The sequence below is a fragment of the Streptomyces sp. A18 genome (assembly GCF_059026065.1).
In genome coordinates this window covers 75,625-99,790 of record NZ_JBWLKL010000031.1, presented here as the reverse complement: position 1 = coordinate 99,790, position 24,166 = coordinate 75,625, and the positions used below count along the sequence as shown (strand labels likewise).

Here is a 24,166-nt window from a genome sequence, read left to right as displayed (position 1 = left end):
GGTCGTCTTCCCTCGCGCGGTGGAGGGACGGGTGTCAAGGGTGGAGCGCAGCGGAATCGGCGCAGCCGACGCGACCGAAGGGAGCGCCCTTGACTCCCGGCCCGCAACCGCCAACCTCGGGACACCGGATGGCCCCGGCCCGCAGCAAGGCCGCAGGCCCAGCAAAGCCCCCGTTACAGCAGGTGATCCGCCTTGCCCGCCTTGATCTCACGGATGAGGGTGCGGAGGGCTTCTTCGGAGTCGGTGAGGTAGCGATCCTCCTGTCCGGCGACGGCGATGTAGGCGTTGCCCTCGCCGTCGGTTCCTATGCGGAAGCAGTTGGCGCCTTCGCCGCAGAAGGGGTCCTGCCAGTTGATGGTGGGCACGGTTGTCTCCTAGAGGTCACTCGCAAGGGCGTGGATGAAGTCACGTGAGGCTTTCGGGGCGAGCGCCACGGACTCCGCCGCGTCGAGCTGCGCCCGGTACTTGCGGAGTTGCATCTCCGAGTCGATGAACTCGGCGCCGTGTGTGCTGTCGAGCTCCACAGTGTCGAGCTGGGGCACGGCTGACTCGACGTACACGACTGACTGTCCGGCCCCCGGGAAGCCTCCCGCCTTGAACGGGATGACCCGTACCGTCACCTTTGGACGCTCGGACACGTGCAGGATGTGCTCCAACTGCCGTCGCGCGACCGCGGGCCCACCGAACTCCATGCGCAGGGCCGCCTCATGGATGATCACGTCGATGGCTGGCGGTTCGGGTCGGTCGATGACCTGTTGCCGGTCCATGCGATGAGTGACGCGTACGTCGACGTCGGCGCCGGGCAGTCGAGGAATCACTGCTTCGAAGACGGCTCGTGCGTGGTCCTCGGTCTGGAGCACCCCGGGGAGGTGAACCGTCACCGCGATGCGCAGACGCTTGGCGTGCCACTCCATCTCGGCGATGTCCAGGAAGGTGGCGGGCAGCTGGCCCTGGTCCCGGTAGGTCTCCCACCAGCCCTTCTCACGCTCGGCGGCCATGGCCGCCAGAGCCTCGACGAGGGCATCGTCCACGCAGCCGTAGTTGCTCGCGAGGGTGCGTACCCGGTCGGGGCTGATCCCCGAGCGGCCGGACTCCATGTTGGGGACGTTGGTCCTCGGCACCCCGAGCAGCCCGGCGGCGTACTCGGTCGTCATCCCTGCGGAGGCACGCATCTTGCGCAACTCCGCACCGAGTCGCCGCTGGCGCTCAGTTGGTGCACTTCTCGGCGGCATCTGCCCTCCTGCCTGGCTTGACGGAGCCAGTCTGCCCCGCGTGTCAGGGGCGGTCCACCGGACCGGACCCAGCAAACCGTAGTACATGTACTCCTTGTTGCCCTACAGTGAGTAACGCACCGCTTACGCACGACGCAGTCGGAAGCGCATCGCGCGAGCCTGCCCAGAAACCTCCTGCCCTGGGAGGGGCATGCCGCGCCAGGGAGACAGGCCACCGGTCGTGCCGTCATCAACGCACCGGCAGTCAGAGGGAGTCCACTATGCCCGCAACAGTGACAACCTGCCCCGACCACCTCGACGACCACCTCGACGTACGGACGAGAACAGCGACCCCGCCCCCGTCGGCAGAGGGCCTGACCTACAGCCTCACGCTCCCCGCAAGCCTCGCGAGCCCCGCCGTGGCCAGGCGCGCGGCCAGAGTCATCCTTCAGGCCCACGGCATGCACGACGTGATGGACGCGGCGGTGCAGACCCTCGGTGAACTGGCCGCCTGTGCATGTCGGTTCACGCCCACCGCAGAGGTATACGTCAGCCTGCGCTACCGCGACGGCGCCCTGCGGGTGATCCTCTACGACGGTCACCCACGCCACACCAACCCCCGCCTCGCGGCGGCCTGTGACACCCGCCGCCGCGCGGCCCTGCGCGTACTGGCCTGCGTCGTGCGGGCCTGCGGCGGAGAGTGGGGCTTCGGGGACGCGAGGGAACCCGGCGGCGGTACGCGGATGTGGGCGGTGCTCCCGAGGCAGGGCGCGCGGGCGTACGGGCAGCCGCCCGGCTCATAGGGGGCCGAGGGGCTAGGGGAACGACACCACCACGTCGTACAACCCCGGATTCGCCGTCACCGGAGTCTCCGTGGACTCCCGGGCCGCGCCCACGCGGGAGGCGAATCCGGGGTCCGCGGTGGCCGCTTCCCAGGCCTCCTGGCTCTCCCAGTGGGCGACGTTGACGAGTTGGAACCGGCCGTCGGCGGCGCGGGCGCGGTGCAGTCTGGTGTCGATGAAGCCTGGCTTCGCACTCATGAGCGCGGCCCGCTGCTCCCACTTCTCGGCGAAGGCGTCGACGTCCTCGGGGGCGATCTCGAAGATGTTGATGAAGGTGACGGACGAGGCGTCCGACGAGCCCTCGGGCTGCTGGCTCTCTGTGGTCATGATCGAAGCCTATGGGTGTCCTAATTAAGCCCGGATAAGGGAGAGTTGGAGCTAAGCGAAAGCCAAGCGAAAGCCAAGTGGGAGCCGACTGGGAGTCGACTGGGAGCCCCGCCCCCCGGGGCTCTCGGCTACTCGGCCGACTCGTCGCCCTGCCACCCCACATCCCCCCGCAACACCCCGTACCGCACCCCGTCCCGCCACTCCCCGTCCCGGAACACCACGCTGCGCGAGACGCCCTCACTCGTGAAGCCGGCTTTCTCCAGCGCTCGCCGCTCGGCGAGGTTCCTGGTCTCGGTCTGGGCCTCGATCCGCATCACGGAGGTGTGCGCGAAGAGGTAGCGGACCAGCAGCCGCTGGGCCCGGGTGCCGACGCCGTGCCCGCGGGCCTCCGGCAGCAGTTGTATGCCGACATTCCAGTAGTACGAGGTCCGGAAGGACACGACCTTGCGCCACCCCACGAAGCCGAGGGGCTCGCCTTCGGAGACGACCATCAAGATGCCCTTGTCGTCGCCGAGCATTCCGTCCTCGTCCCAGCGCCGCCGGAAGGTGCGGGGGTCCCGCCACCCCTGCCACTGGAACTCCCCGCAGGCCTCCGGGTCGGTGAGGAACCGGTCGAGGAGATCCAGGTCGTCCTCACGTACGGGCCGCAGCCGCAGCTCCATCTGCAGCCCCATCCGCAACCGCAACCGCACAAGATCGTCGTCACTCATCGAAGCACGGTAGCCGCCGACTACGCCTCCGCACCTACGTTTCCGCGCCCGAAAGCCTGCGCCACCGCGAGGCTGTCCTCGTACACGTGGTGGCGGGTGACGAGGCCGTCCTCCACCGTGAGGTGCAGCGCGAACCGGGCCCGGTAGGGCCTTCGCGTCGGCCGGGCGGTCTGGCGGATCTCGCCGAGTACAACGGCGTGGTCCCCGTCCACCAGGATGTGCTCGACCTGGGTCGCCGCCTCCCCGGCCACGTGGTGCTCGGCGAGCTCACGGTAGTGGGCGGTCGCGTCGGCGCGGGTGGAGCGCGGGCGGATCCAGGGAGTGGCGGCGCGGCCGTGCTCGGCCTCCGGCCAGTCCAGCTTCCAGTCCGCGCCGTCGGCGTACAACTCGGCGATGCGCTCGGGGTCGCCCTCGCCGATACGGGCCAGCAGGTCCTCCACCACCGAGCGGGTGGTTGAGGGCGCGGGTGTGGGCATCCGGGTCTCCTCCTGGTGTGGCTTGGTGGTGATTCTCCTCAGCGCGCGCACCTCCTGGTGTGGCGTGGTGGTGATTCTCCTCAGCGGGCGCACGGGGGCGCCATTACCTCCGGAGTAATGAGATGAACCGCGCCCGCCCGCGATGCGAAGATCGCCCCATGAGCAGTTTCGACGCACTTGTGGCGGAAGCGGAGTCAGCCCCGACCGAAGGATGGGACTTCTCCTGGTTCGAAGGGCGGGCCACCGAGCAGCGGCCCTCCTGGCGGTACGCCCACGCCATGGGGGAGCGCCTCGGGCACGCCGCCGCCTCCCTCGACATCCAGACCGGCGGGGGCGAAGTCCTCGCGTCCGCGCCCGTGTTGCCGCCGCTCGCCGTCGCCACGGAGGGGTGGCCGCCGAACGTGGCCAAGGCCACCGCGCTGCTGCATCCGCGGGGTGCGGTGGTCGTCGCCTCGCCGGAGGACGCGCCGCTGCCGTTCGCGGTGGAGGCGTTCGACCTGGTCACCAGCCGGCACCCGGTGAAGGCGGACTTCGAGGAGATCGCCCGGGTGCTGCGGCCCAGAGGGACGTACTTCGCCCAGCATGTGGGCCCCGCGAGCGTCTTCGAGCTCGTCGAGTACTTCCTCGGGCCTCAGCCGGAGGAAGTACGGAACGGACGCCACCCCGACGGCGAGCGCGCCGAGGCGGAGGCCGCGGGCCTGGAGATCGTGGACCTGCGGGCCGAACGGCTGCGGATCGAGTTCTACGACATCGGGGCCGTCGTCCACTTCCTGCGCAAGGTGGTGTGGATGGTGCCGGACTTCTCCGTGGAGAAGTACCGACCGCGGCTGCGCGAGCTGCACGAACAGATCGAAGCGGACGGGCCGTTCGTGGCCCACAGCACGCGGCACCTTGTCGACGCCCGAAAGTCGTAGGCCCCAGCCCCAAGCTACGCGTGCGCCCCTACCGTCACCCTCCCCACCACCAACTCCGCGCGCCCCTCCAAGACTTCCCCCACCCTCTCCACCTGCCCCGCAAGCTCCCTCTCCTGCCCCGCGCTGAGCGAACCCAGCGGTTCCACCGTCACCGTGATCCGTCGCCCGGAGCGGCGCTGGTGCCACACTCCCGCCACCACCCCGTCGACCAGCAGTACGGGGAAGTTGCCCGCCTGGCCTCCGGCCAGCGCACGCTCGTAGGCCCGCCCGGGGAAGAGCCGTTCACGCGGGTGTGAGGCGATCACGTACGCGTCGAAGTACGGAAGCAGCCGCACCCCCCGCACCGGCTCCCCCGGGAAGTCCGTGTCGTCCGCGACCACCCATGTCGACGGCACGCCATCCAGCTCCACCGCCTCGATCCTCCCGGCCGAGGCGAGCGACGCGAAGACATCGGTCGCCCAACCACCGGGCGCCGCCGCCCACTTGGCGAACTCACGCGGCGTCGCGGGCCCGTACGCGTACAAGAAGCGCCGTACGAGAGCCGCCGTCGCCGCCTCCGCGTCCATCGGCGCCCCGAAGGCCGGCGGACGCGTGTACGTCACCTTGCGGCCACGGTTGGGTGCGAAGCTCAGCACCCCGCGGTGGCCCGCCAGGTGCATGACCGAGCGCCAGCGCGGCCACATCCCCTGGAAGGCGGGCAGTACCAGGTCGCCCGCCCATGGCCCCGTACGCGCCACCACCTCGTCGCTGAGCTCGTCGATGGTCAACTGGGCCCCGTCCAGCGCCTGGCCGATCGCCGTCACGATCTCCTCCGTCTGGGACGGGGTCAGGCGGTCGTCCGCCTTGAAGGGGCTCGGGCCGCCCGGGATCGCCGACAACGCGCCTGTCCAGAGGGGGAGTTCGGCCGTCGGCAGGAAGTGGATCGTGCCGCGCGGTCCGTACGTCTTGACCAGGCTCGGCTCCTCGCTCCAGAGCGCATGGCGTACGTCCTGCCGGGTCGCCCCGTCCATCCGCAGCCCCACCGACAGCTCTGCGGCGGACAGCACCTGCGCCTGCGCGGCGAGCATCGCGTCGACCACCTCGCCGGGCCCCGCCTCGCCCGGCTTCGCCGGAGTCCGCAGGAACTGCCGCTCCATGCGCCGGGCGTTGGCGGCACTCCACGAAATAGCGGCGACGGACATCGGCGTTCCCCTTCAGTCAGTACTGTCGATCCAGTAACTGTCGATCCAGTAAGTGGCTCTGCAGACCAGAGGAGTGGACCATGCCGAAGCGCGGCGCGGAGGGTATTTCGGGGAGCGCCGAGGGGATCATCGGGGCGAGCGCCGAGGGGAGCGCCGGAGGGAGCGGCAAGGCGGGCAAGGTGTTGTACGCCTGCGGCCTCGACGCGGCCGTGGAGGTAGTCGGCGGCAAGTGGAAGCCGATGATCCTCTGGGCACTGCACGCGGGCACGACCCTCCGCTTCGGCGAGCTGCGGCGGCACATCACCGGCATCAGCGAGAAGGTGCTGATCCAGCAGCTGCGCGAGCTGCAGTCCGACGGCATCGTGCACCGCGAGGTGTACCGGGAGGTCCCGCCGAAGGTCGAGTACTCGCTGACCTCCCTCGGCCTCTCCCTGAACGAGGCACTCGTACCGCTGGGTGTGTGGGGCGACGATCACATGCGGCAGCTGGTGGCCAACAAGGAAGCCGGCCGGGGAGCCTGCGAGGGAGTCGAAACCTGCCAGGGAGCCGCGGAGGACGCCGACGGGGACGCGAAGAAGGAGGGCGCTGCCGCCTGACGCGAGAAGGCGGCCAGAGGTTGCTCGGCGCGGCGATCGTTAGCCAAGTGATCCCGGAACAGGTCGCGTTGATTCCGCATCGTTATCGGGACCGACTCGATTCAGCCGCGCGAATCACGTAAGTTCAGACCAAGGCGAATTCGCGTGAGCAAAGCCACGTGTGCGGTGCCGCGCGGTGGAGGGGGCTGCGCGGCTCCGCGCGCCCTCATCTTCCGCCGGAGCCGGCGACGTCACCGGACCGCACCTCGACCCGCGCACCCTGGCGCACGCCCCACCGGGCCATCGCCCCGGCCTCCGCCTCCAGGACGTGCCGGGCCCGCAGCCGGGGCCGTCCGATCCGTCCGGGACGCATCGTCCGCACGGCGAGCACCCGCAGCTCCCGGTCGAGATACGCCACATCGACGGCGAACCGCATGCCCACCGTGTGCACGCTGCTCGCCGGGCTCAGGAGCAGCGCCCCGCCCACCCCGTCCCTGCCGAGCAGCCCGCGCCGCCGCGCACCGGCGGAGTCCGCGATCTCCAGGGGGAGCGTCCGGCCGGTCGGGAGGAGAAGCGTCGCCATGTGACCCGAAGCTACGCGGGCCGAGTCAAGTCGGTGCCCCACCCTCCGTCCCTCCAATGGGTTACCGCCAGGCGAGGCCGAAACCTGTTGTCGGGGGCCGAAATCCGGTGGGAGAACTGGGCCGGGGAGTTGTCGGCCGGTTTCGGAGAGTAGTTGTGTCGCGCCGATGCGCGCGCCATCCCTTACGAAGGGTTATGGTGGAAACCCCCCCTCGGGCCGGTCCGTCTCCCCCCCACGGACCGGCCCGATTTTTTATGCCCGGACGCCGGAGCCCGCACCCGCCCCGTACTGGGGAAGCCGCCCGCCCCGTACTGGGCAAGCCGAACGCCGCGTACTCAGGAAGCCGCCCGGCCCGGGTGCCAGCCTCGCCCGGCCCGGGTGTCAGCCTCGCCCGGCCCAGATGTTGGTGCCGGGCGTGGAGACCGCGTACGCGTCGATCTCCGTGAGCTCCTCGTCCGTGAGCTTCGGCCCCGCGAGCGCCGCCACGTTCTCCTCCAACTGCTTCACGCTGGAGGCGCCGATGAGCGCGGAGGTCATCCGCTCGTCGCGCAGGACCCAGTTGAGCGCCAGTTGCGCGAGCGACTGATCGCGGCGGGCCGCGATGTCGTTCAGGCCATTGAGGCGGCGCACGACCTCGTCGCTCAGGAGGTCGGGGTCGAGCGACTTGCCCTGCGTGGCACGCGAACCCTCCGGGATGCCCTTCAGGTACTTGTTCGTGAGCAGGCCCTGCGCGAGGGGCACGAAGGAGATGCAGCCCATCCCCGCGTCCTCAAGCGTGTCGAGCAGGCCGTCGTCCTCGGTCCAGCGGTTGATCATCGAGTACGAGGGCTGGTGGATGAGGGCGGGAACACCCATCTCCCGCAGCAGTCGCGCCGCTTCGGCGGTCTGCTCGCTGTTGTAGGAGGAGACGCCTACATAGAGGGCCTTGCCCTGCTGCACGGCGGACGCGAGCGCGCCCATCGTCTCTTCGAGCGGGGTCTCGGGGTCGAAGCGGTGCGAGTAGAAGATGTCGACGTAGTCGACGCCCATCCGCTTCAGCGACGCGTCCAGGGACGAGAGCAGGTACTTGCGCGAACCCCACTCGCCGTACGGGCCGGGGTGCATGAGGTAGCCCGCTTTGGTCGAAATGACCAATTCATCGCGGTACGGGGCGAAATCCTGGGCGAACAGCTTGCCGAAGTTGAGCTCGGCCGAGCCCGCGGGCGGGCCGTAGTTGTTCGCCAGGTCGAAGTGTGTGACGCCAAGGTCGAAGGCGCGGCGCAGAATCGCGCGCTGGCTCTCCAAGGACTTGTCGTCACCGAAGTTGTGCCACAGGCCGAGGGAGACGGCGGGCAGTTTCAGGCCGCTGCGGCCCGTGCGCCGGTACTCCATGGTGCTGTAACGGTCCGTTGCCGCTCGGTACAGAGACGTGTCGTTCATGGGTACGAAGCTACTTCAGTACGGGCTCACCCCTGGGCGGAGGCCCGCCCTCACAGCGGTAGGCTTTCGCCTTCGGGGACTGCCATCTGCATGGAGGGGCTGACAGAAGTGAACCTGCGCGACCTGGTGTACGGACTTTACGCACGCCGGGTGGAAGGCCGCCTCGACCACGACCAGGTGCCCAAGCACATCGGGGTCATCCTCGACGGCAACAGGCGCTGGGCCAAGGCGTCCGGCGGCACCACCGAGCAGGGCCACCAGGCGGGCGCGTACAAGATCGAGGAGTTCCTCGGCTGGTGCGCCGAGACCGACGTCGAGGTCGTCACCCTCTGGATGCTGTCGACCGACAACTTCGACCGCCCGGAGCGGGAGCTGATCCCGCTCCTCGGCATCATCGAGGACACGGTCCGCAGCCTCGCGGCCGACGGCCGCTGGCGCGTCCACCACGTGGGCACGATGGACCTCCTTCCCGCCCGCACCCAAGCCGTCCTCAAGGAGGCCGAGCAGGCCACCCACGGCAACAAGGGAATACTGGTCAACGTGGCCGTCGGCTACGGCGGCAGGCAGGAGATCGCCGACGCGGTCCGCTCGCTGATCCTCGACCACGCGGAGAAGGGCAGCAGCCTGGAGGACGTCGCCGAGACCGTCGACGTCGACCTGATCTCCAAGCACCTCTACACACGCGGCCAGCCGGACCCCGACCTGGTGATCCGAACGAGTGGTGAGCAGCGTCTCTCCGGCTTCATGCTCTGGCAGTCGGCCCACTCCGAGTACTACTTCTGTGAAGTCTTCTGGCCGGCCTTCCGCAAGGTCGACTTCCTGCGTGCGCTGCGTGATTACGCGGCCCGGCACCGGCGTTACGGCGGCTGACGCCCCACGAGGCACGCGAGGTGCTCATGTCGGTGAGGCGTGAGAAACCCAGAGTTCACGGACGCGCCGTCATATGCCCTGGCATGGCTGCGCATGTTCGAGGGAATAAGCCTTCCAGGTCGACATCCGATTCACGGATGTCGTATCTCAGCGGACGGCATGGGGCCGTCCGCCCGGGAGGCCCTTTGCACCAGGACGACCGTGCGGTGAGTACGGGCGAAGTGGAGGGCCGGAGCTCGGCCCGCGCACTGCGGTCCCGAGACCGGTCCGGATTCTCCCGGCATCCTTCCCGTCGCTCCCCGACCTCATCCGAGGGGGTACGTCCTTCCGTGGTGACCAGCACAAAGCGCCGCATGCCCGACAGGCGCACCTATGTTCTCGACACCAGCGTTCTGCTCGCAGACCCGAACTCCATGTACCGCTTCGACGAGCACGAAGTCGTGCTGCCCGTCGTCGTGGTCACGGAGCTCGAGGCGAAGCGGCACCATCCCGAACTCGGCTACTTCGCCCGGCAGGCCCTGCGCCTCCTGGACGACTGCAGGGTCCGGCACGGTCGCCTGGACGCGCCGATCCCGATCGGCGATCTGGGCGGCACGCTGCGCGTCGAGCTCAACCACTCCGATCCCGGCGTGCTTCCGGCCGGCTACCGGTTGGGGGACAACGACTCACGGATTCTCGCCGTCGCGCGCAACCTCCAGGCAGAGGGATACGACGTCACCGTCGTGTCGAAGGATCTGCCTCTGAGGATCAAGGCGTCCTCGGTCGGCCTCCTCGCGGAGGAGTATCGCGCCGAGCTCGCCATCACGGACTCCGGCTGGACCGGAATGTCCGAACTGACCCTCTCCGGCGAACAGGTGGACCTCCTCTTCGAGGAAGACACGCTGTACGTCCCCGAGGCGGCCGACCTGCCCGTCCACACGGGCCTCACCATCCAGTCCGAGAAGGGCAAGGCTCTGGGCCGCGTCACGGCCGAGGGCAACGTCCGTCTCGTACGCGGCGATCGTGAGGCCTTCGGCATCAAGGGGAGGAGTGCGGAGCAGCGCATCGCGCTCGATCTGCTGCTCGATCCGGACATCGGCATCGTGTCGATGGGCGGGCGCGCGGGCACCGGCAAGTCGGCTCTCGCGCTCTGCGCGGGCCTCGAGGCCGTCCTGGAGCGCCGACAGCACCAGAAGGTGATGGTCTTCCGGCCGCTGTACGCGGTGGGCGGGCAGGAGCTCGGCTATCTGCCCGGCACCGAGGCCGAGAAGATGGGCCCTTGGGCGCAGGCGGTCTTCGACACGCTCGGCTCGGTGGCAGGCAAGGCGGTCATCGAGGAGGTGACGGCGCGCGGCATGCTCGAAGTGCTCCCGCTCACCCATATCCGCGGGCGCTCGTTGCACGACGCGTTCGTGATCGTGGACGAGGCCCAATCCCTGGAGAGGAACGTTCTTCTGACCGTTCTGTCCAGGATCGGGGCGAACTCCCGGGTCGTCCTCACTCATGACGTCGCCCAGCGCGACAACCTCCGAGTGGGCCGGTACGACGGTGTAGTTGCCGTCGTGGAGAAGCTGAAGGGCCATCCGCTCTTCGCCCACGTCACGCTCACCCGCTCCGAGCGTTCGCAGATCGCGGCGCTCGTGACCGAAATGCTGGAGGACGGGCACATCTGAGCCAGTTCACGGTGGTTACGCGGTAGTTGGCGCCGCCCGGCGAAGCGAAGGAGCCTAGCCGGGCGGCGTCGTGGCGTTCGCCCTTTTCCGAAAAACTCCTGGGGCAAACGAGGTGTGAGCTTTCACACGCAACGGGGAATTGCCTTGCGGCGTCCGGCTGGGGCAGAGTCTGGGTCCTGTCAGGCCCCGCATGCGACACACCTGTACCCCCAGAGGTACTGAAAACCGGAAACACCAGAACTTCATAGTGGCCGTCGCATGCCGCCCGAGCACCACGCGGCGCTCCCGTCACGGGAGTTGTCCACCGGGCCCGTGCCTCCCGTGACCGAGAACCAAGCGGAGGCCAGCGTCCAGGGGCACGATTGCGTCCGCGAGGTCACCTATGCGGGCGATGCTGGAAGGAAACCGTGTGAGCCGGATTTCGGTCCGGGGATTCGCCGTGGCATCCGCCACCGCGGTCACCACTGTTGGCGCTGTCGTCGGTGTCGCCTCGGGCAGCACCCCGGGCACCTCGAATGACAACGACTTCGAGGCGGCGGCCAGCGACGCGACTCTCCTCGCAGACATTCCCGCGGGCCAGCAGGCCCAGGTGCAGACGGCGTCCCTGACGCAGCAGGCCGACGCACAGGCCATGGCTGCCGACACGGCCGCGAAGAAGTCCGCGGCGGAGGCAGCGCGCAAGCAGGCCGCGGAGTCGGCGATCGCGAAGCAGAAGGCCGCGGAGAAGGCGGAGGCCGCCGAGAAGGCCGAGAAGGCGGCAGCCAAGAAGGAGCGCGAGGAGGCCGAGACCAAGGCCAGCCGTTCCTCCGCGCGCGACGCCTCCGACTTCGCCCCGCAGTCCTCGTACTCCGTCTCGCAGGTCCAGGCGATGGCACGGCAGATGGTCCCCGGTGACCAGTTCCAGTGCTTCAGCAACATCGTCGACCACGAGTCCACCTGGAACTACAAGGCCAGCAACCCCTCTTCGGGTGCGTACGGCCTTGTCCAGGCGCTGCCCGGCTCCAAGATGTCCTCGGCCGGTTCCGACTGGCAGACGAACCCCGCCACGCAGATCAAGTGGGGCCTCGGCTACATGAACGACCGCTACGGAAGCCCGTGCGGTGCCTGGGAGTTCTGGCAGGCGAACAACTGGTACTGAGCCGCATCTCGCTCAACCTTTTCGAGGCCCCTCACCGTCATTCGGTGGGGGGCCTCAGCCGTGTACGGTCAGTGCGACAACTTCCAGGGGGGAGTGGTGGGGAAAGACGGGGGAAGAGGACGGATCATGGCGCGAGTACCAGGGTGGATCAGCCGGCTCGGTGCCGGACTGTCGCAGATGGGTGAGCGGATGGGGCGCGACGACGCCGATTCCGACCCCGGTGACGGTCTCGGGAAACCGCGGCGGCCGTCCGCCGACGACGCTGCCGCCGCCGAGGGCGACGCGGCAGCCGCGGCGGCCGGGGCGCAGGACGCCGAGACCGTGGTGCCCGCCCCGCCCGCGTACGCGCCGGACATAGCCGCACGGCCCGACCCGGTCGCCGCGGTGCCGTGGGGGATGCGGGTCGCGGCCGAGGCCGGCTGGCGCCTTCTCGTACTCGCGGGCACGCTCTGGGTGTTGATGAAGGTCATCAGCGCCGTACAGCTCGTCGTCTTCGCCTTCGTCGCGGCGCTGCTCGTCACCGCGATGCTGCAGCCGACGGTGGTCCGGCTCAAGCGGCTCGGCCTTCCGAAGGGGCTCGCGACGGCGGTCACGGCCGTACTCGGCTTCGTCGTCATCGGCCTGGTCGGCTGGTTCGTGGTCTGGCAGGTCATGGAGAACGCGGACACGCTCTCCAGCCAGGTCCAGGACGGCATCGACGATCTGCGCAACTGGCTGCTCACCAGCCCGTTCCATGTGACCGAGGATCAGATCAACGACATCGCCAAGAGCCTGCGCGAGGCGGTCGGCGCGAACACGGAGGAGCTGACGTCCGCGGGGCTCGAAGGCGTCACCGTGATCGTGGAGGCCATGACCGGCATCCTGCTCGCGATGTTCTCGACGCTGTTCCTGCTGTACGACGGCAAGCGCATCTGGCAGTGGGTCCTGAAGCTGGTCCCGGCGCCCGCGCGGCCCGGCATCGCGGGCGCGGGGCCGCGTGCCTGGCGCACGCTGACGGCCTATGTGCGGGGCACGGTGATAGTGGCCCTGATCGACGCGATCTTCATCGGGCTCGGGATCTACTTCCTCGGGGTGCCGATGGCGGTGCCGCTTGCCGTCTTCATCTTCCTGTTCGCGTTCATCCCGCTGGTGGGTGCGGTCATTTCGGGCGCGCTCGCCGTGGTGGTGGGTCTGGTGACCCAGGGCGTCTTCACCGGGTTGATGACCCTGGTCGTGGTCCTCGCCGTGCAGCAGATCGAGGGGCACATCCTGCAGCCGTTCATCCTCGGCCGTGCCGTGCGGGTGCATCCCCTGGCGGTCGTGCTGTCCGTGGCCGCGGGCGGGCTCGTCGCCGGGATCGGCGGCGCGGTGGTGGCGGTGCCGCTGGTCGCCGTGACGAACACCGTGGTGGGTTACTTGCGGGCGTACTCGCGTGAAGCCGCCCTGAAGCAGTCACCGCAGCCGCGGGGTGCGACGGCGGTGGAGATCGCGCCGGTGGACCCTCCGGCTTCCCCGTCGCCGGGTGCGGGTTCGTAGGCAGGATTCAGCCCGCCCGGCGACTGAGGACGAACTCGGCGGAGCCGGTGAGTCAGGTACGCGCACCACTGCGAAGCCGACGAAAGCGGCCCCGCCCAGCAGAAGCTGGGCGGGGCCGCTTTCGTCGGCTTGAGGCGACTACGCCAGGAATCCCTCGGAGTCCAGCGTGACGCCGACCGCCTGGATCACGGCGGCGATCTTGAAGGCTTCCTGGATCGTCTCGCGATCCACGCCGGCCTTGCGCAGCACCTGCTCGTGCGAGTCGAGGCACTGGCCACAGCCGTTGATCGCGGAGACCGCGAGCGACCACAGCTCGAAGTCGACCTTCTCCACACCCGGGTTGCCGATGACGTTCATCCGCAGGCCGGCCCGCATCGTCCCGTACTCGGGGTCCGAGAGCAGGTGGCGGGTGCGGTAGAAGACGTTGTTCATCGCCATGACGGCCGCGGCCGACTTGGCGGCGGTGTACGCCTCGGGGGAGAGGTTCGCCTTCGCCTCGGGCTCAAGCTCGCGCAGCACCTTGGGGGAGCGCGATGCGATCGCACAGGCGAGCACCGTGCCCCAGAGCTGCTGCTTGGGCAGGTCCGAGTTGCCGATGACCGAGCCGAGGTTCAGCTTCAGGTCCTTGGCGTAGTCCGGTACGGCGGACTTCAGTTCGTCGAGTGCCATGTCAGAACCTTCCGTTCACTCGCCCGAGAGGAGCGCGACCGGGTCGAGGGTCTCTTCGCCCTGGGTCCAGTTGCAGGGGCAGAGCTCGTCCGTCTGGAGGGCGTCGAGGACCCGGAGGACCTCCTTGGGGTTACGGCCCACGGAACCGGCGGTCACCATCGTGAACTGGATCTCGTTGTTCTGGTCGACGATGAAGACGGCGCGCTGCGCGAAGCCGTCCTCGCCCTCGATGCCGAGGTCACGCATGAGCTCGTGCTTCGAGTCGGCCAGCATCGGGAAGGGCAGGTCCGTCAGGTCCGGGTGGTCCTTGCGCCAGGCGTGGTGCACGAACTCGGAGTCACCGGAGAAGCCGAGGACCTGGGCGTCACGGTCAGCGAACTCGTCGTTCAGCTTGCCGAAGGCGGCGATCTCGGTCGGGCACACGAAGGTGAAGTCCTTGGGCCACGCGAAGACGATCTTCCACTTGCCCTCGTAGGTCTTGTGGTCGATCTGCTGGAACTCCTGGCCCTTCTCCAGCGAGACACAGGCAGTCAGATCGAACTGGGGGAACTTGTCACCGACAGTGAGCACGGACTCTCCTTGCAGCATAGGAACCCGGTAAGGGGCTCCAGGGGGTTGGACTGCTGTCGATCGTGGCACAGAGTGCATTGATTAGGGAAATAGCTACACTCTGTCTTGTTGATCGGAGGTGGCTATCAGTGCCAGCGATAAATAGGGGCAAGCAGCCCAGCCTGGCGCAGCTGCGCGCTTTCGCCGCGGTCGCCGAGCACCTGCACTTCAGGGACGCGGCGGTAGCAATAGGGATGAGCCAGCCGGCGCTCTCCGGTGCCGTCTCGGCCCTGGAGGAGACACTCGGTGTCACCCTGCTCGAGCGCACGACCCGCAAGGTGCTGCTCTCGTCGGCGGGCGAGCGCCTCGCGGTGCGGGCCAGGGCCGTCCTGGAGGAGGTCGGGGCGCTGATGGAGGAGGCCGACGCGGTGCGCGCGCCGTTCACCGGGGTGCTGCGGCTCGGCGTGATCCCGACCGTGGCGCCCTATCTGCTGCCCACGCTCATCGGGCTCGTCCACGAGAAGTACCCGGCGCTCGACCTTCAGGTACACGAGGAGCAGACCTCGTCGCTGATCGAGGGACTCGGCGCCGGACGGCTCGACCTGCTGCTTCTCGCCGTGCCGCTCGGCGTGCCCGGCGTGACCGAACTGCCGCTGTTCGACGAGGACTTCGTGCTCGTCACGCCGCTCGACCACTGGCTCGGCGGACGCGAGGGCATCCCGCGCGACGCCCTGCGCGAGCTGAACCTGCTGCTGCTCGACGAGGGGCACTGCCTGCGCGACCAGGCCCTCGACATCTGCCGGGAGGCGGGCCGCGCGGACGCCCCGGTGACCACGACCGCCGCCGGGCTCTCCACCCTCGTACAGCTGGTGGCCGGCGGGCTCGGCGTGACGCTGCTGCCGCGCACCGCCGTCCGCGTCGAGACCAGCCGCAGCAATCAGCTGCTCACCGGGTACTTCGCGGATCCGGCGCCGACCCGGCGCATCGCCCTCGCGATGCGTACGGGGGCGGCGCGTGCGGCGGAGTACGAGGCGATCGCCGCCGCCCTGAGGGGGGCCGTGAAGCCGTTGCCGGTGCGGGTGTTGTGACCCCGCACCGGCAACGTACCGCCACTGCGGGGGGAGTTACTCCGTGCGCAGGCCGTCCGGGCGCATCATGCGCCACAGCGGCGGCAGGCTGAGCAGCGTCACGACCGCGACGAGCACGGCTCCGGCGACCGTCAGCGGGGCGAAGAGCCACCAGTCGGTGACCCGCTTCTGGATCATGCGGACCATGACCCAGCCGAGACCGACGCCCCCCACGGCGGCGAGCGTGAGGCCGATCGCGACCGGGATCGCCGTCTGCCACAGGATCGACCACGCCATCGACGCGCGGCGCGTGCCGAACGCGGTGAGCGCCGCGAGCAGGCGCTTGCGCTCGCGCAGTTGCTCGATCATCGAGACCAGCATGGACACCGCGATCAGCAGCATCGTCGCCATCGCGCCGATCTCCAGGCCGGTCTGGATGGTGGCGTACTGCTTGTCGCGCTCGACCGCGCGCAGCGTCGCCACTTCGAGGAACGGGTCGACGTGGGCCGCGGTGTTGCGGATGTACTCCTCGGCGTCCCGGGAGTCCGGGTCGACCTGGATCATGGCGGTCGTCGTGGCGTCGGAGAGCTTGGCGGAGTCGATGGCGCCGGGCGTCGCGTAGATGCCGTCGTGCAGGTCACCGCCCGGGTCGGGGCGGGCCTTGACCGTGCGTGACGCGGCGGGCAGCGTCCACGGGGCGTGCTGTTGGCCCGCCTCGTCCCAACTGTCGGAGTTCAGGTCGATCGGCTTGCCCGGACGGGCCGACTCGTCGACCCAGTCGTTCATCTCGGCGTCGCCGGTGTGCACGACGAAGGTGTCGCCGTCCTCGCAACGGCCGATCCGGGCCAGCTCACGCAGGTTCGCGCAGGTGCCGACCGTCAGCTCCGTGGTGGGCCGTATGGCGTCGGGGTCCGTCATCTTGCCCGGCTTCACGACGTACGTGGAGACCGTGCCGATGACGTTCTTGACGCCCTCGGTCGTGCGGAACTCGTCGATCATCCGGTCGGCGAGGTCGCCGTCGCCGACGTCGACCCTGACCACCAGCTTGGCGCGGCCCGGGTCGCTCCCGGTCATCCGGTTGAAGTCGTCGTTCATCGCGACGAACAGCATCTGCAGGGCGACCGCGCCCGCCACCGCGACGGTGATGCCGCTGACCGCGCGCGCCGCCGTGCCGCTGCTCAACTGGAGTCTTCGGGTGGCCAGTTGCCACGGCACGGGGCCACCGCCGCGCAGCCGCGCCACGCTCGCCTCGACGAGCCAGGGCAGCAGCGCGGCCAGACCCACCAGGGTGAGCGTGGCGCCCACGCCGATGGCGACGACCGGCGGGGCCACGTTGCCCCCGACGTAGCCATTGACCACGTCGCCCCCGACGCGCCCCGAGGCGAGCAGGATCCCGAGGCCGAGGAGCGGCATCACGACGCGCCACCAGACGCGGCGCTTGCGGGGCTTGGTGGAGCGCACGACGCCCAGCGGCTCGATGGAGACGGCCCGCAGCGCGACCAGGGTGACCAGGACGGACGTGACGGGCACCGCGAGCAGGATCAGCAGGGCGAGGCCGGGCATCGGCACGACGTCGGAGGGGAAGGCGCTGATCTTCCACCCGTCGAGGGTGCCGATCACCTCGCGCACACCCAGGAAGAACAAGCCGCCCAGGGCGAGGCCGAGCAGTGCGCCGCACAGGGCCTCGCCCGCCGCGATGCGCCGCACGCTGTGGGCGTCCGCACCGACCAGGCGCAGCGCTGCCAGCCGCCGGTCGCGCCGGTCGCCGCCGAAGCGGACCGCCGTGCCGATGAAGATGATCACCGGGGTCAGCAGGACCACGCAGATCAGGACGACCAGGACGATGAGCAGCGGGTCCATGGGTTCCGCGGGCTCTTTGTAGCCGAAGGCCGCTGTGCGGTGGCCGCCCTTCGCCTGGGTGAGGGCGTCGGAACCGGCGTAGTAGTAGAGCTCCTTGGGGTTGGTCAGGCCCGCGTCACCGATGGTGTCCGTGATCCGGTAGTCGCCGAACCGCTCCTTCAGGAGGGCGCCTTCGGGGCTGTCCAGGAGGTCGCGCAGCGCGGGCGACACGGCCATCTCGCCGTCCGCGGGGATCTTGTCCAGGCCGGGCGGCAGGTTCGGGTGCGCGCCGTCGGCGCGCAGCACGCGGCCGCCCACCGTCGCGTCGCGGAAGTCGGTGGGGGTGTCGCGCTGCAGGACGGTGGAGTCGGAGCGCTTGACCTCGTCGGCCGAGAACTGGTCGTTGGCCGCGCGGGCCACCTGGCGGTCCTCGCGGTGCTGGAGCAGGTTGGGCACGGACGAAGCGCCGAGCAGCAGTGCCACGCCGAGGCCGACGCCGACCGCCGTGAGCAGGGTGCGGATCCAGCCCTCACGGCCGCCGCCGACGGCGAAACGCATGCCCATCGCGAGGTCGCGGGCGAAGGCGCGCGGTCCCCCCTTGGACACGGCGGTGTCGTCGGCGAGCGGCGGCCCGGACCCGGCACCGGTCCTGGGACGGGTGTCGAGACTCATATCGCCCGCTCCATGTCACGTGACCTGCCGTCGCGTACGACGATCTCGCGGTCGGAGTAGGCCGCGACGCGCGTCTCGTGCGTGACCAGGACCACGGCGGCGTTCGTCGAGCGCGCGGCGTCGGTGAGCAGCTCCATCACGCGCTCGCCGTTGAGCGAGTCGAGCGCACCGGTCGGCTCGTCGGCGAAGAGCACGCGCGGGCTCGTGGCGAGCGCGCGGGCCACGGCGACGCGCTGGCCCTGACCGCCGGAGACCTCGCCGGGCCGCTTGGCGGTGACGTCATCGACCTCCAGGCGCTCCATCCAGGTGCGGGCGGTGGCCTCGGCGTCCTTGCGCTTGGCGCCGTTCAGCCGCAGCGGAAGCGCGACGTTCTCCACGCAGGTCAGCTCGGGGACCAGCTGCCCGAACTGGAAGACGAAGCCGAACTCGCTGCGGCGCAAGGCGCTCAGCGTGGCGTCCGGCAGGCCCGTGAGTTCGCGGCCGTTGTACGTGATGGAGCCTGAGTCGGGCTTGACGATCCCCGCGAGGCAGTGCAGGAGCGTGGACTTGCCGGAGCCGGAGGGACCCATCACGGCGACGACCTCGCCGGGGTGGATGGAGAACCCGGCGTCGTCGAGCGCGGTCGTAGGACCGTACGTCTTGCGGAGACCGGAGGCGGTCAGGAGGGAACCTGCGGGGGTCATGCGGAGCGAACCTCCTGGGCGAGCCTGCCGAGGCGTGCGGCGGCGAGTTCGAGCCAGCGCAGATCGGCTTCGAGGTGGAAGAGCGCGTGGTCGCAGATCAGCTGGTCGGCGAGGTCGCCCTTGCGCTTGCGGTCGGTGAGGATGCGCATCAGGCGCAGGTGCTCGGCCCGCTGGGCGTCGAGCATCTCCGAGGCGTCGCGCTCGGTGAGGAGCGCGAGGACGACCTTCGTGTAGAGGGTCGACTGGAGGTAGGGCTCGGGCTTCTCCGGGGTGGCGAGCCACTGCTCGACATCGGTGATGCCGGCGTCGGTGATCGCGTACCGCTTGCGCTCGGGGCCGCCGCCCGCCTCTATGCCGTCGACCTCGACGAGGCCGTTCTTCAGGAGGCGGGACATGGTCGAGTAGACCTGCCCGTAGTGCAGTGGTTTGTCGTGACCGAACTTCTCGTCGAAGGTGCGCTTGAGGTCGTAGCCGTGGCGCGGGCCCGACTCAAGGAGGCCGAGGAGGGTGTGACCGATGGACATGCGGAGCACTCTACACCGTGTGTATACGTGGCATGTATACCCGCATCTCGGGGCTCACAGGTTCGAAAGGCGGGCAACCTTCTGGGCTCCAGGGTCGTCGGTCTATGGGGGGCAATCACCGGTTCCGGTGGGGCAGGTGCTGATTGTCACGTCCGGAAAAGACCGGATCGGCAGTCCTTTGTCCCCAGGTGCGGTGTTAGCTTCTTGAGCTGACTCGCCAGTCATCTGTACGGAAGAGCGACGAGACGGAAGCGGAGCACTCACACTCATGGGCCGAGCGGAAGAGCGACAAGCGCGGCAGCGCGGCGCGCGCCGGGCATCGCGCGGGCGCCCCGCCGGTGGCGGCAAACCCAAGCGCACGGGCATACGCCGCTTCTTCACGCTGAAGAAGATCCTGGGTACGTTCTTCGGGCTCTGCCTGCTCGGCATGCTCTCCTTCGTCGTCCTCTACATGGTGGTCGACGTGCCCGAGGGCAACGCCGCGGCCAAGCTCCAGAGCAACGTCTACAAGTACAAGAACGGCAAGGTCATCGCCAGGACCGGCGAGTTGAACCGTGAGGTCGTCGACCTGGACAAGGTGCCCAAGGACGTGCAGCGCACGTTCGTGGCCGCCGAGAACAAGTCCTTCTACAAGGACAAGGGCGTCGACTTCAAGGGCACGGCCCGCGGCCTGATCAACACCGTCTCCGGCAAGGGCAAGCAGGGCGGCTCGACGATCACCCAGCAGTACGTCAAGAACTACTACTTGACGGCTGACCAGACGGTGACCCGCAAGCTCAAGGAACTGGTCATCTCGCTGAAGGTGGACCAGAAGCGGAGCAAGGACGACATCCTCGCCGGGTACATCAACACCAGCTACTACGGCCGCGGCGCCTACGGCATCCAGGCCGCGGCCCAGGCCTACTACGGCGTCGACGCCGAGAAGCTGAACGTCACGCAGGGCGCCTACCTCGCCGCGCTCCTCCAGGCCCCGAGCCAGTACGACTGGGCCTCCGCCACCGACGCCGGCAAGAAGCTGGTGAAGGAGCGCTGGAACTACGTGCTCGACAACATGGTCGAGGAGAACTGGCTGCCCGCGAGCGAGCGCGAGGGCCTGAAGTTCGACAAGCCGGAGCCGCCCAAGGCCGCGCCCGGCCTCGAAGGCCAGACCGGCTACCTCGTGAAGGAGGCCAAGGCCGAGGTCATGAAGGCGGGCCACCTCAGCGAGGAGCAGTTCGACGCGGGCGGCTACACGATCACGCTCAACGTCGACGAGAAGAAGCAGAAGCAGCTCGAGAAGGCCGTCGACAAGAAGCTGAACGACCAGCTCGACCCCGACAAGCGCAAGGCCGACGCCCGGGTGCAGGCGGGCGCCGCGTCCGTCGACCCCAAGACCGGCAAGGTCCTCGCCATGTACGGCGGCAAGGACTACGTGAAGCACTACACGAACAACGCCACCCGGCGCGACTACCAGCCCGCCTCCACCTTCAAGCCGCTGATCCTGGCCGCCGCCCTGGAGAAGGGCGCCACGACGCAGTCCGGCCAGCCGATCACGGCGAACACGATCTACGACGGCACCAGCGAGCGCCCGGTCAAGGGCAGCGACGTCGCCTTCGCGCCGCCGAACGAGGACGACAAGAGCTACGGCCAGGTCAACGTCCAGAAGGCGATGAACAAGTCCATCAACTCCGTCTTCGCACAGATGGGCGTGGACGTCGGCATGGACGACGTACTGGAGACCGCGGGCAAGCTCGGCATGGACGTCGAGGACCTGCCCGCCGTGCCCGCGCAGACCCTGGGCACCATGGGCGCGAGTCCGCTGGAGATGGCGGGCGTGTACGCGACGCTCGACAACCACGGCAAGCAGGTCACGCCCGCGCTCGTGGCCTCCGTCGAGCACAAGGACCGCTCGGTCGAACTGCCGGACCCGATCGGCGAGCAGGTCGTCGAGCGCGGCACCGCGGACTCGCTCACCTCGGTCCTGACCGGCGTGGTCGACGACGGCACGGGCCGCGCGGTGCGCAACCCCACGCAGGACGTGGCGGGCAAGACCGGTACGTCCGACGACAACAAGTCGGCCTGGTTCGTGGGCTACACGCCGAAGCTGGTCACCTCCGTCGGCCTGTTCGGCGAGGGCGCGGCGGGCACGGCCGAGGAGAGCAAGCAGGTCTCCATGAAGGGCGCCGGCGGTCTGCCGCGCGTCGACGGCGGCAGCTTCCCGGCGCAGATCTGGGCTGCGTACACCTTCGACGCGATGGGCTCGCCCAGCGAGTTCGACCTGGACACCTCGATGGGCGCGGCCATCGCACCGCCCCCGGACCCGACCACGCAGACCCCGCAGGAGCCCACGGAAGAGCCGACGAAGACCAAGGACCCGACGACGAAGCCGCCGACGGACGACCCGACCACGGAGGAGCCGACGGAGACCCCGACGACCGAGCCGCCGACGGACGACCCGACCACGGCACCGCCGACGGGTGACCCGGAGCCGGACCCGACGGACTCCATCGAGATCCCGGAGAACCCGAACGGGCGGCCGGGCAGGGACTGACGGCACAGCACAAGGGCGCCCGGAAGCCATTGCTTCCGGGCGCCTTCGTCGTGAACTGCCCCGAGACCAGCTCCGGTTCAGCCTGGCTCAGCCGTGGTTCAGCTGTGGTTCAGCTCGAACCAGACCACCTTGCCGGTGCTCAGGCGCGTCGCGCCCCACCGCCGGGCCAGCTTGTTGACCAGATAGAGCCCGCGTCCGCCTTCGTCCGTGGCCCGCGCCTGCCGGAGCCGCGGCAACTGCGGCACGTCGTCGCCGACCTCGCAGCGCAGCACGTCCGTACGCAACAGGCGCAGGGTCACCGGGCGAGACGCGTACCGCACGGCGTTCGTCACGACCTCGCTGACCAGGAGCTCCAGGGAGTCCGTCAGCTCCTGGAGGCCCCAGCGCTCCAGGGCGCTGCGGGCCAGGCGCCGGGCGCGGGCGGGCGTGGCATCCTCCGGCTCCAGGTACCAGTACGCGACGTCGCTCGGCGCGATCCCGTCGAAGCGGGCGGCGAGCAGCGCGATGTCGTCGTCCCGGTCGCCGGGGCCGAGCATGTCGAGCACGTCGTCGCAGAGGGCCTCCAGGGGCGGCGAATGGTCCGGGCCCGTCAACTGCGCGGTGGCGGCGAGCCGTTCGCGCAGCTGCTCTATCCCGGTCCACACGTCACGCAGCCGGGACTCGACCAGGCCGTCCGTGTACAGGAGCAGCGTGGCGCCCGCGGGCGCGTCCAGCTCCACGGCCTCGAAGTCGACGCCGCCCACGCCGATGGGGGCGCCCGGCGGGACCCGCAGGACTTCCGCACGGCCGCCCAAGTGCAGCAGGACGGGCGGCGGGTGGCCGGCGTTGGCGATGGTGATGCGGTGCGCGACCGGGTCGTACACCGCGTAGAGGCAGGTCGCCATCCGGTCCGAGCCGAGCCGCTGGGCCTGCTCGTCCAGGTGGTGCAGGACCTCCTGGGGCGGCAGGTCGAGCCCGGCCAGGGTCTGGGCGGTCGTCCGCAGCTGGCCCATGATCGCGGCCGAGGTCATGGAGTGGCCCATGACGTCGCCCACGACGAGCGCGACCCGGCTGCCGGGCAGCGGGATCGCGTCGTACCAGTCGCCGCCGACGCGGGCCGTCTCGGCGGCCGGGAGATAGCGGGACGCCAGGCGGACGCCGGTCGGCCGTGGCAGGGTCTCGGGCAGCATCGTGCGCTGCAGCTCGTCGGCGATGTACGCCTCGCGGCCGTAGAGCACGGCCTTGTCGATGCCGAGCGCGCTGTGCGTGGCCAACTGGGCGGCGACCAGGAGGTCGTCGCCCTCGAACGGGGGCCGGTCGGGGCGGCGCAGGAACACCGCGGCGCCGATCACCCGGCGTCTGCCCCGCAACGGGGCGAGGATCGTGCGCTGCCCGCCCGGCACGGTGCGGCCGTCGCCGAGCAGTTCGGGCAGCGCGGCGCGGGCCGCGGGGGCGTCGGCGAAGACCGGGCGTACGCCGCGCAGCACTTCGGCGAGGGCGCCGCCGGGACGCACCTCGCACAGCTCGGTGGTCGTCACGAGGTCGGCCTGCACCTGGAGGGCGGGCAGGGTGCCGCCCTCGGTGTCGGGCTCCTCGGCCCCTTCTTCAATGGAACGCAGCCGGTCGGTGCGGCGCAGGCGCAGTACGAGGGCTCCGCTTGGCCGCTCCTCGCCGACCGGCAGCGGGTCGCGCAGATAGACCAGTATCGCGTCCGAGAACGTCGGCACCGTGGCCCGGCACAGGCCCATCACGATCTCGTCCAGGTCGATGCCGCGGGCGATGCGCCGGGTCGCGGCGCCCACGAAGCGAAGCCGGTCGCCGTCGCGCCGCATCGCCGCGGGGCCCGAGGGCCGTGGCTGTCCCGTGCGTCGCTCCTCGCCGCCGGGGGCGCCCGCGGAGAGGTCGTCGGGGATGTCGGCGCCGCCGCCCTGGCCGCCCGCCTGGGCGGGTCCCGGCTGGGACGGCACGCCTTCCGGGGCGGGGCGCGGGCGGTGCTGGTCGGGCTGCTGTCCCGGGGGCCCGGACGACTGGGAGTGCTCGTCGCTGGGGCTCGCGGTGGCGTCCCCCGTCCGGGCCTGGGCCTGCGGCTGTGCGGGGAGAGCTGCCGCGCCCGCGGTGTCCCTCGACTTCGGGGCGCGCGCCTGCGCCCCGCGGGGGTCCGCGGGGGCGGCGGGCCGGGCAGCTCGGGGCTGTCGGCCCTCGTCGGGGATGGAGTGCTCCGTCACGCGTTTCGAATCCGTC

The 24,166-nt window shown here is 69.9% G+C and carries 23 protein-coding genes; 9 read left to right on the top strand and 14 right to left on the bottom strand.

Translation table 11 applies throughout. The features are described 5' to 3' along the window. Positions 1-173: 173 nt before the first annotated feature. Together AC5P1C_RS33250 and AC5P1C_RS33245 are read right to left on the bottom strand one after the other, a co-directional pair. Positions 174-365, bottom strand: a complete 192-nt coding sequence (locus AC5P1C_RS33250; RefSeq protein WP_493869680.1) for a hypothetical protein — start codon at positions 363-365, stop codon at positions 174-176. Positions 366-374: 9 nt separating this feature from the next. Then, complete coding sequence (locus AC5P1C_RS33245) at positions 375-1,232, bottom strand: helix-turn-helix domain-containing protein (RefSeq protein WP_493869679.1); 858 nt, start codon at positions 1,230-1,232, stop codon at positions 375-377. Positions 1,233-1,492: 260 nt separating this feature from the next. Between AC5P1C_RS33245 and AC5P1C_RS33240 the strand changes: the two genes are divergently transcribed. Continuing rightward, on the top strand, positions 1,493-2,014 hold the full coding sequence (locus AC5P1C_RS33240; RefSeq protein WP_493869678.1) for an ATP-binding protein: 522 nt from the start codon (positions 1,493-1,495) through the stop codon (positions 2,012-2,014). A 12-nt stretch (positions 2,015-2,026) separates the two neighbouring features. Here the strand turns inward: AC5P1C_RS33240 and AC5P1C_RS33235 are convergent, their stop codons facing one another. The 3 genes from AC5P1C_RS33235 to AC5P1C_RS33225 all read right to left on the bottom strand — a co-directional run bounded on the left by AC5P1C_RS33235 (position 2,027) and on the right by AC5P1C_RS33225 (position 3,566). Then, entirely contained in the window at positions 2,027-2,380 is a 354-nt protein-coding gene (locus AC5P1C_RS33235) for an antibiotic biosynthesis monooxygenase family protein (protein ID WP_493869677.1), read from the bottom strand. Between the two features lie 128 nt (positions 2,381-2,508). Next, positions 2,509-3,090: a GNAT family N-acetyltransferase gene (locus tag AC5P1C_RS33230; RefSeq protein ID WP_493869676.1), complete on the bottom strand. Its 582-nt coding sequence runs from the start codon at positions 3,088-3,090 to the stop codon at positions 2,509-2,511. A 20-nt stretch (positions 3,091-3,110) separates the two neighbouring features. Then, positions 3,111-3,566 carry a nuclear transport factor 2 family protein gene (locus AC5P1C_RS33225; protein ID WP_493869675.1) on the bottom strand — a complete coding sequence of 152 codons (456 nt, stop codon included), beginning with the start codon at positions 3,564-3,566 and terminating at the stop codon, positions 3,111-3,113. A gap of 158 nt (positions 3,567-3,724) precedes the next feature. Here AC5P1C_RS33225 and AC5P1C_RS33220 point away from each other — a divergent pair, with 158 nt between their 5' ends. After that, on the top strand, positions 3,725-4,480 hold the full coding sequence (locus AC5P1C_RS33220; protein ID WP_493869674.1) for a class I SAM-dependent methyltransferase: 756 nt from the start codon (positions 3,725-3,727) through the stop codon (positions 4,478-4,480). 14 nt (positions 4,481-4,494) lie between these two features. On the opposite strand, the gene AC5P1C_RS33215 is transcribed toward AC5P1C_RS33220, so the two are convergent. Beyond that, entirely contained in the window at positions 4,495-5,661 is a 1,167-nt protein-coding gene (locus AC5P1C_RS33215; protein WP_493869673.1) for a winged helix DNA-binding domain-containing protein, read from the bottom strand. A gap of 80 nt (positions 5,662-5,741) precedes the next feature. Between AC5P1C_RS33215 and AC5P1C_RS33210 the strand changes: the two genes are divergently transcribed. Next, a complete protein-coding gene (locus AC5P1C_RS33210) occupies positions 5,742-6,257 on the top strand; it encodes a winged helix-turn-helix transcriptional regulator (RefSeq protein WP_493869672.1) in 516 nt (171 codons plus the stop codon). Between the two features lie 205 nt (positions 6,258-6,462). Here AC5P1C_RS33210 and AC5P1C_RS33205 read toward each other — a convergent pair whose 3' ends face one another. After that, positions 6,463-6,819 (bottom strand): DUF192 domain-containing protein, encoded by a 357-nt coding sequence (locus AC5P1C_RS33205; protein ID WP_493869671.1) that lies wholly within the window; start codon positions 6,817-6,819, stop codon positions 6,463-6,465. 381 nt (positions 6,820-7,200) lie between these two features. Beyond that, a complete protein-coding gene (gene mgrA, locus AC5P1C_RS33200; protein ID WP_493869670.1) occupies positions 7,201-8,238 on the bottom strand; it encodes an L-glyceraldehyde 3-phosphate reductase in 1,038 nt (345 codons plus the stop codon). A 108-nt stretch (positions 8,239-8,346) separates the two neighbouring features. Between mgrA and AC5P1C_RS33195 the strand changes: the two genes are divergently transcribed. From AC5P1C_RS33195 to AC5P1C_RS33180, 4 genes are all read left to right on the top strand, one after another. Next, positions 8,347-9,108 (top strand): isoprenyl transferase, encoded by a 762-nt coding sequence (locus AC5P1C_RS33195; protein ID WP_493869682.1) that lies wholly within the window; start codon positions 8,347-8,349, stop codon positions 9,106-9,108. Positions 9,109-9,437: 329 nt separating this feature from the next. After that, the gene (phoH2, locus tag AC5P1C_RS33190; protein WP_493869669.1) at positions 9,438-10,760 is read left to right on the top strand and encodes an RNA 5'-3' helicase PhoH2; all 1,323 of its coding nucleotides are present in this window, start codon (positions 9,438-9,440) and stop codon (positions 10,758-10,760) included. Positions 10,761-11,169: 409 nt separating this feature from the next. Further along, positions 11,170-11,898 (top strand): aggregation-promoting factor C-terminal-like domain-containing protein, encoded by a 729-nt coding sequence (locus tag AC5P1C_RS33185; protein ID WP_493869668.1) that lies wholly within the window; start codon positions 11,170-11,172, stop codon positions 11,896-11,898. Positions 11,899-12,024: 126 nt separating this feature from the next. Then, on the top strand, positions 12,025-13,413 hold the full coding sequence (locus tag AC5P1C_RS33180; RefSeq protein WP_493869667.1) for an AI-2E family transporter: 1,389 nt from the start codon (positions 12,025-12,027) through the stop codon (positions 13,411-13,413). Positions 13,414-13,551: 138 nt separating this feature from the next. On the opposite strand, the gene AC5P1C_RS33175 is transcribed toward AC5P1C_RS33180, so the two are convergent. Both AC5P1C_RS33175 and AC5P1C_RS33170 read right to left on the bottom strand, forming a co-directional pair. Further along, positions 13,552-14,082 (bottom strand): alkyl hydroperoxide reductase, encoded by a 531-nt coding sequence (locus tag AC5P1C_RS33175; protein WP_363208969.1) that lies wholly within the window; start codon positions 14,080-14,082, stop codon positions 13,552-13,554. Between the two features lie 15 nt (positions 14,083-14,097). Continuing rightward, on the bottom strand, positions 14,098-14,652 hold the full coding sequence (locus AC5P1C_RS33170; RefSeq protein ID WP_493869666.1) for a peroxiredoxin: 555 nt from the start codon (positions 14,650-14,652) through the stop codon (positions 14,098-14,100). Positions 14,653-14,780: 128 nt separating this feature from the next. Between AC5P1C_RS33170 and AC5P1C_RS33165 the strand changes: the two genes are divergently transcribed. After that, a complete protein-coding gene (locus AC5P1C_RS33165; RefSeq protein ID WP_493869665.1) occupies positions 14,781-15,719 on the top strand; it encodes a LysR substrate-binding domain-containing protein in 939 nt (312 codons plus the stop codon). A gap of 36 nt (positions 15,720-15,755) precedes the next feature. Here the strand turns inward: AC5P1C_RS33165 and AC5P1C_RS33160 are convergent, their stop codons facing one another. From AC5P1C_RS33160 to AC5P1C_RS33150, 3 genes are read right to left on the bottom strand one after another with little or no spacing between them, the layout of a single operon-like run. After that, positions 15,756-18,209, bottom strand: a complete 2,454-nt coding sequence (locus AC5P1C_RS33160) for an ABC transporter permease (protein WP_493869664.1) — start codon at positions 18,207-18,209, stop codon at positions 15,756-15,758. Continuing rightward, the gene (locus AC5P1C_RS33155; RefSeq protein ID WP_493869663.1) at positions 18,206-18,892 is read right to left on the bottom strand and encodes an ABC transporter ATP-binding protein; all 687 of its coding nucleotides are present in this window, start codon (positions 18,890-18,892) and stop codon (positions 18,206-18,208) included. Before AC5P1C_RS33155 ends, AC5P1C_RS33160 begins: the two co-directional genes overlap by 4 nt. Further along, positions 18,889-19,416 (bottom strand): PadR family transcriptional regulator, encoded by a 528-nt coding sequence (locus AC5P1C_RS33150; protein ID WP_493869662.1) that lies wholly within the window; start codon positions 19,414-19,416, stop codon positions 18,889-18,891. Before AC5P1C_RS33150 ends, AC5P1C_RS33155 begins: the two co-directional genes overlap by 4 nt. A gap of 268 nt (positions 19,417-19,684) precedes the next feature. Between AC5P1C_RS33150 and AC5P1C_RS33145 the strand changes: the two genes are divergently transcribed. Next, entirely contained in the window at positions 19,685-21,946 is a 2,262-nt protein-coding gene (locus AC5P1C_RS33145; RefSeq protein WP_493869661.1) for a transglycosylase domain-containing protein, read from the top strand. 98 nt (positions 21,947-22,044) lie between these two features. Here AC5P1C_RS33145 and AC5P1C_RS33140 read toward each other — a convergent pair whose 3' ends face one another. Further along, on the bottom strand, positions 22,045-24,150 hold the full coding sequence (locus AC5P1C_RS33140) for a SpoIIE family protein phosphatase (protein ID WP_493869660.1): 2,106 nt from the start codon (positions 24,148-24,150) through the stop codon (positions 22,045-22,047). Positions 24,151-24,166 lie beyond the last annotated feature (16 nt).

Bases quoted from the DNA above. Each gene is read 5' to 3' on its own strand.
- AC5P1C_RS33245 (WP_493869679.1), bottom strand. From the start codon at position 1,232: ATGCCGCCGAGAAGTGCACCAACTGAGCGCCAGCGGCGACTCGGTGCG.
- AC5P1C_RS33240 (WP_493869678.1), top strand. From the start codon at position 1,493: ATGCCCGCAACAGTGACAACCTGCCCCGACCACCTCGACGACCACCTC.
- AC5P1C_RS33235 (WP_493869677.1), bottom strand. From the start codon at position 2,380: ATGACCACAGAGAGCCAGCAGCCCGAGGGCTCGTCGGACGCCTCGTCC.
- AC5P1C_RS33230 (WP_493869676.1), bottom strand. From the start codon at position 3,090: ATGAGTGACGACGATCTTGTGCGGTTGCGGTTGCGGATGGGGCTGCAG.
- AC5P1C_RS33225 (WP_493869675.1), bottom strand. From the start codon at position 3,566: ATGCCCACACCCGCGCCCTCAACCACCCGCTCGGTGGTGGAGGACCTG.
- AC5P1C_RS33220 (WP_493869674.1), top strand. From the start codon at position 3,725: ATGAGCAGTTTCGACGCACTTGTGGCGGAAGCGGAGTCAGCCCCGACC.
- AC5P1C_RS33215 (WP_493869673.1), bottom strand. From the start codon at position 5,661: ATGTCCGTCGCCGCTATTTCGTGGAGTGCCGCCAACGCCCGGCGCATG.
- AC5P1C_RS33210 (WP_493869672.1), top strand. From the start codon at position 5,742: ATGCCGAAGCGCGGCGCGGAGGGTATTTCGGGGAGCGCCGAGGGGATC.
- AC5P1C_RS33205 (WP_493869671.1), bottom strand. From the start codon at position 6,819: ATGGCGACGCTTCTCCTCCCGACCGGCCGGACGCTCCCCCTGGAGATC.
- mgrA (WP_493869670.1), bottom strand. From the start codon at position 8,238: ATGAACGACACGTCTCTGTACCGAGCGGCAACGGACCGTTACAGCACC.
- AC5P1C_RS33180 (WP_493869667.1), top strand. From the start codon at position 12,025: ATGGCGCGAGTACCAGGGTGGATCAGCCGGCTCGGTGCCGGACTGTCG.
- AC5P1C_RS33175 (WP_363208969.1), bottom strand. From the start codon at position 14,082: ATGGCACTCGACGAACTGAAGTCCGCCGTACCGGACTACGCCAAGGAC.
- AC5P1C_RS33160 (WP_493869664.1), bottom strand. From the start codon at position 18,209: ATGAGTCTCGACACCCGTCCCAGGACCGGTGCCGGGTCCGGGCCGCCG.
- AC5P1C_RS33155 (WP_493869663.1), bottom strand. From the start codon at position 18,892: ATGACCCCCGCAGGTTCCCTCCTGACCGCCTCCGGTCTCCGCAAGACG.
- AC5P1C_RS33150 (WP_493869662.1), bottom strand. From the start codon at position 19,416: ATGTCCATCGGTCACACCCTCCTCGGCCTCCTTGAGTCGGGCCCGCGC.
- AC5P1C_RS33145 (WP_493869661.1), top strand. From the start codon at position 19,685: ATGGGCCGAGCGGAAGAGCGACAAGCGCGGCAGCGCGGCGCGCGCCGG.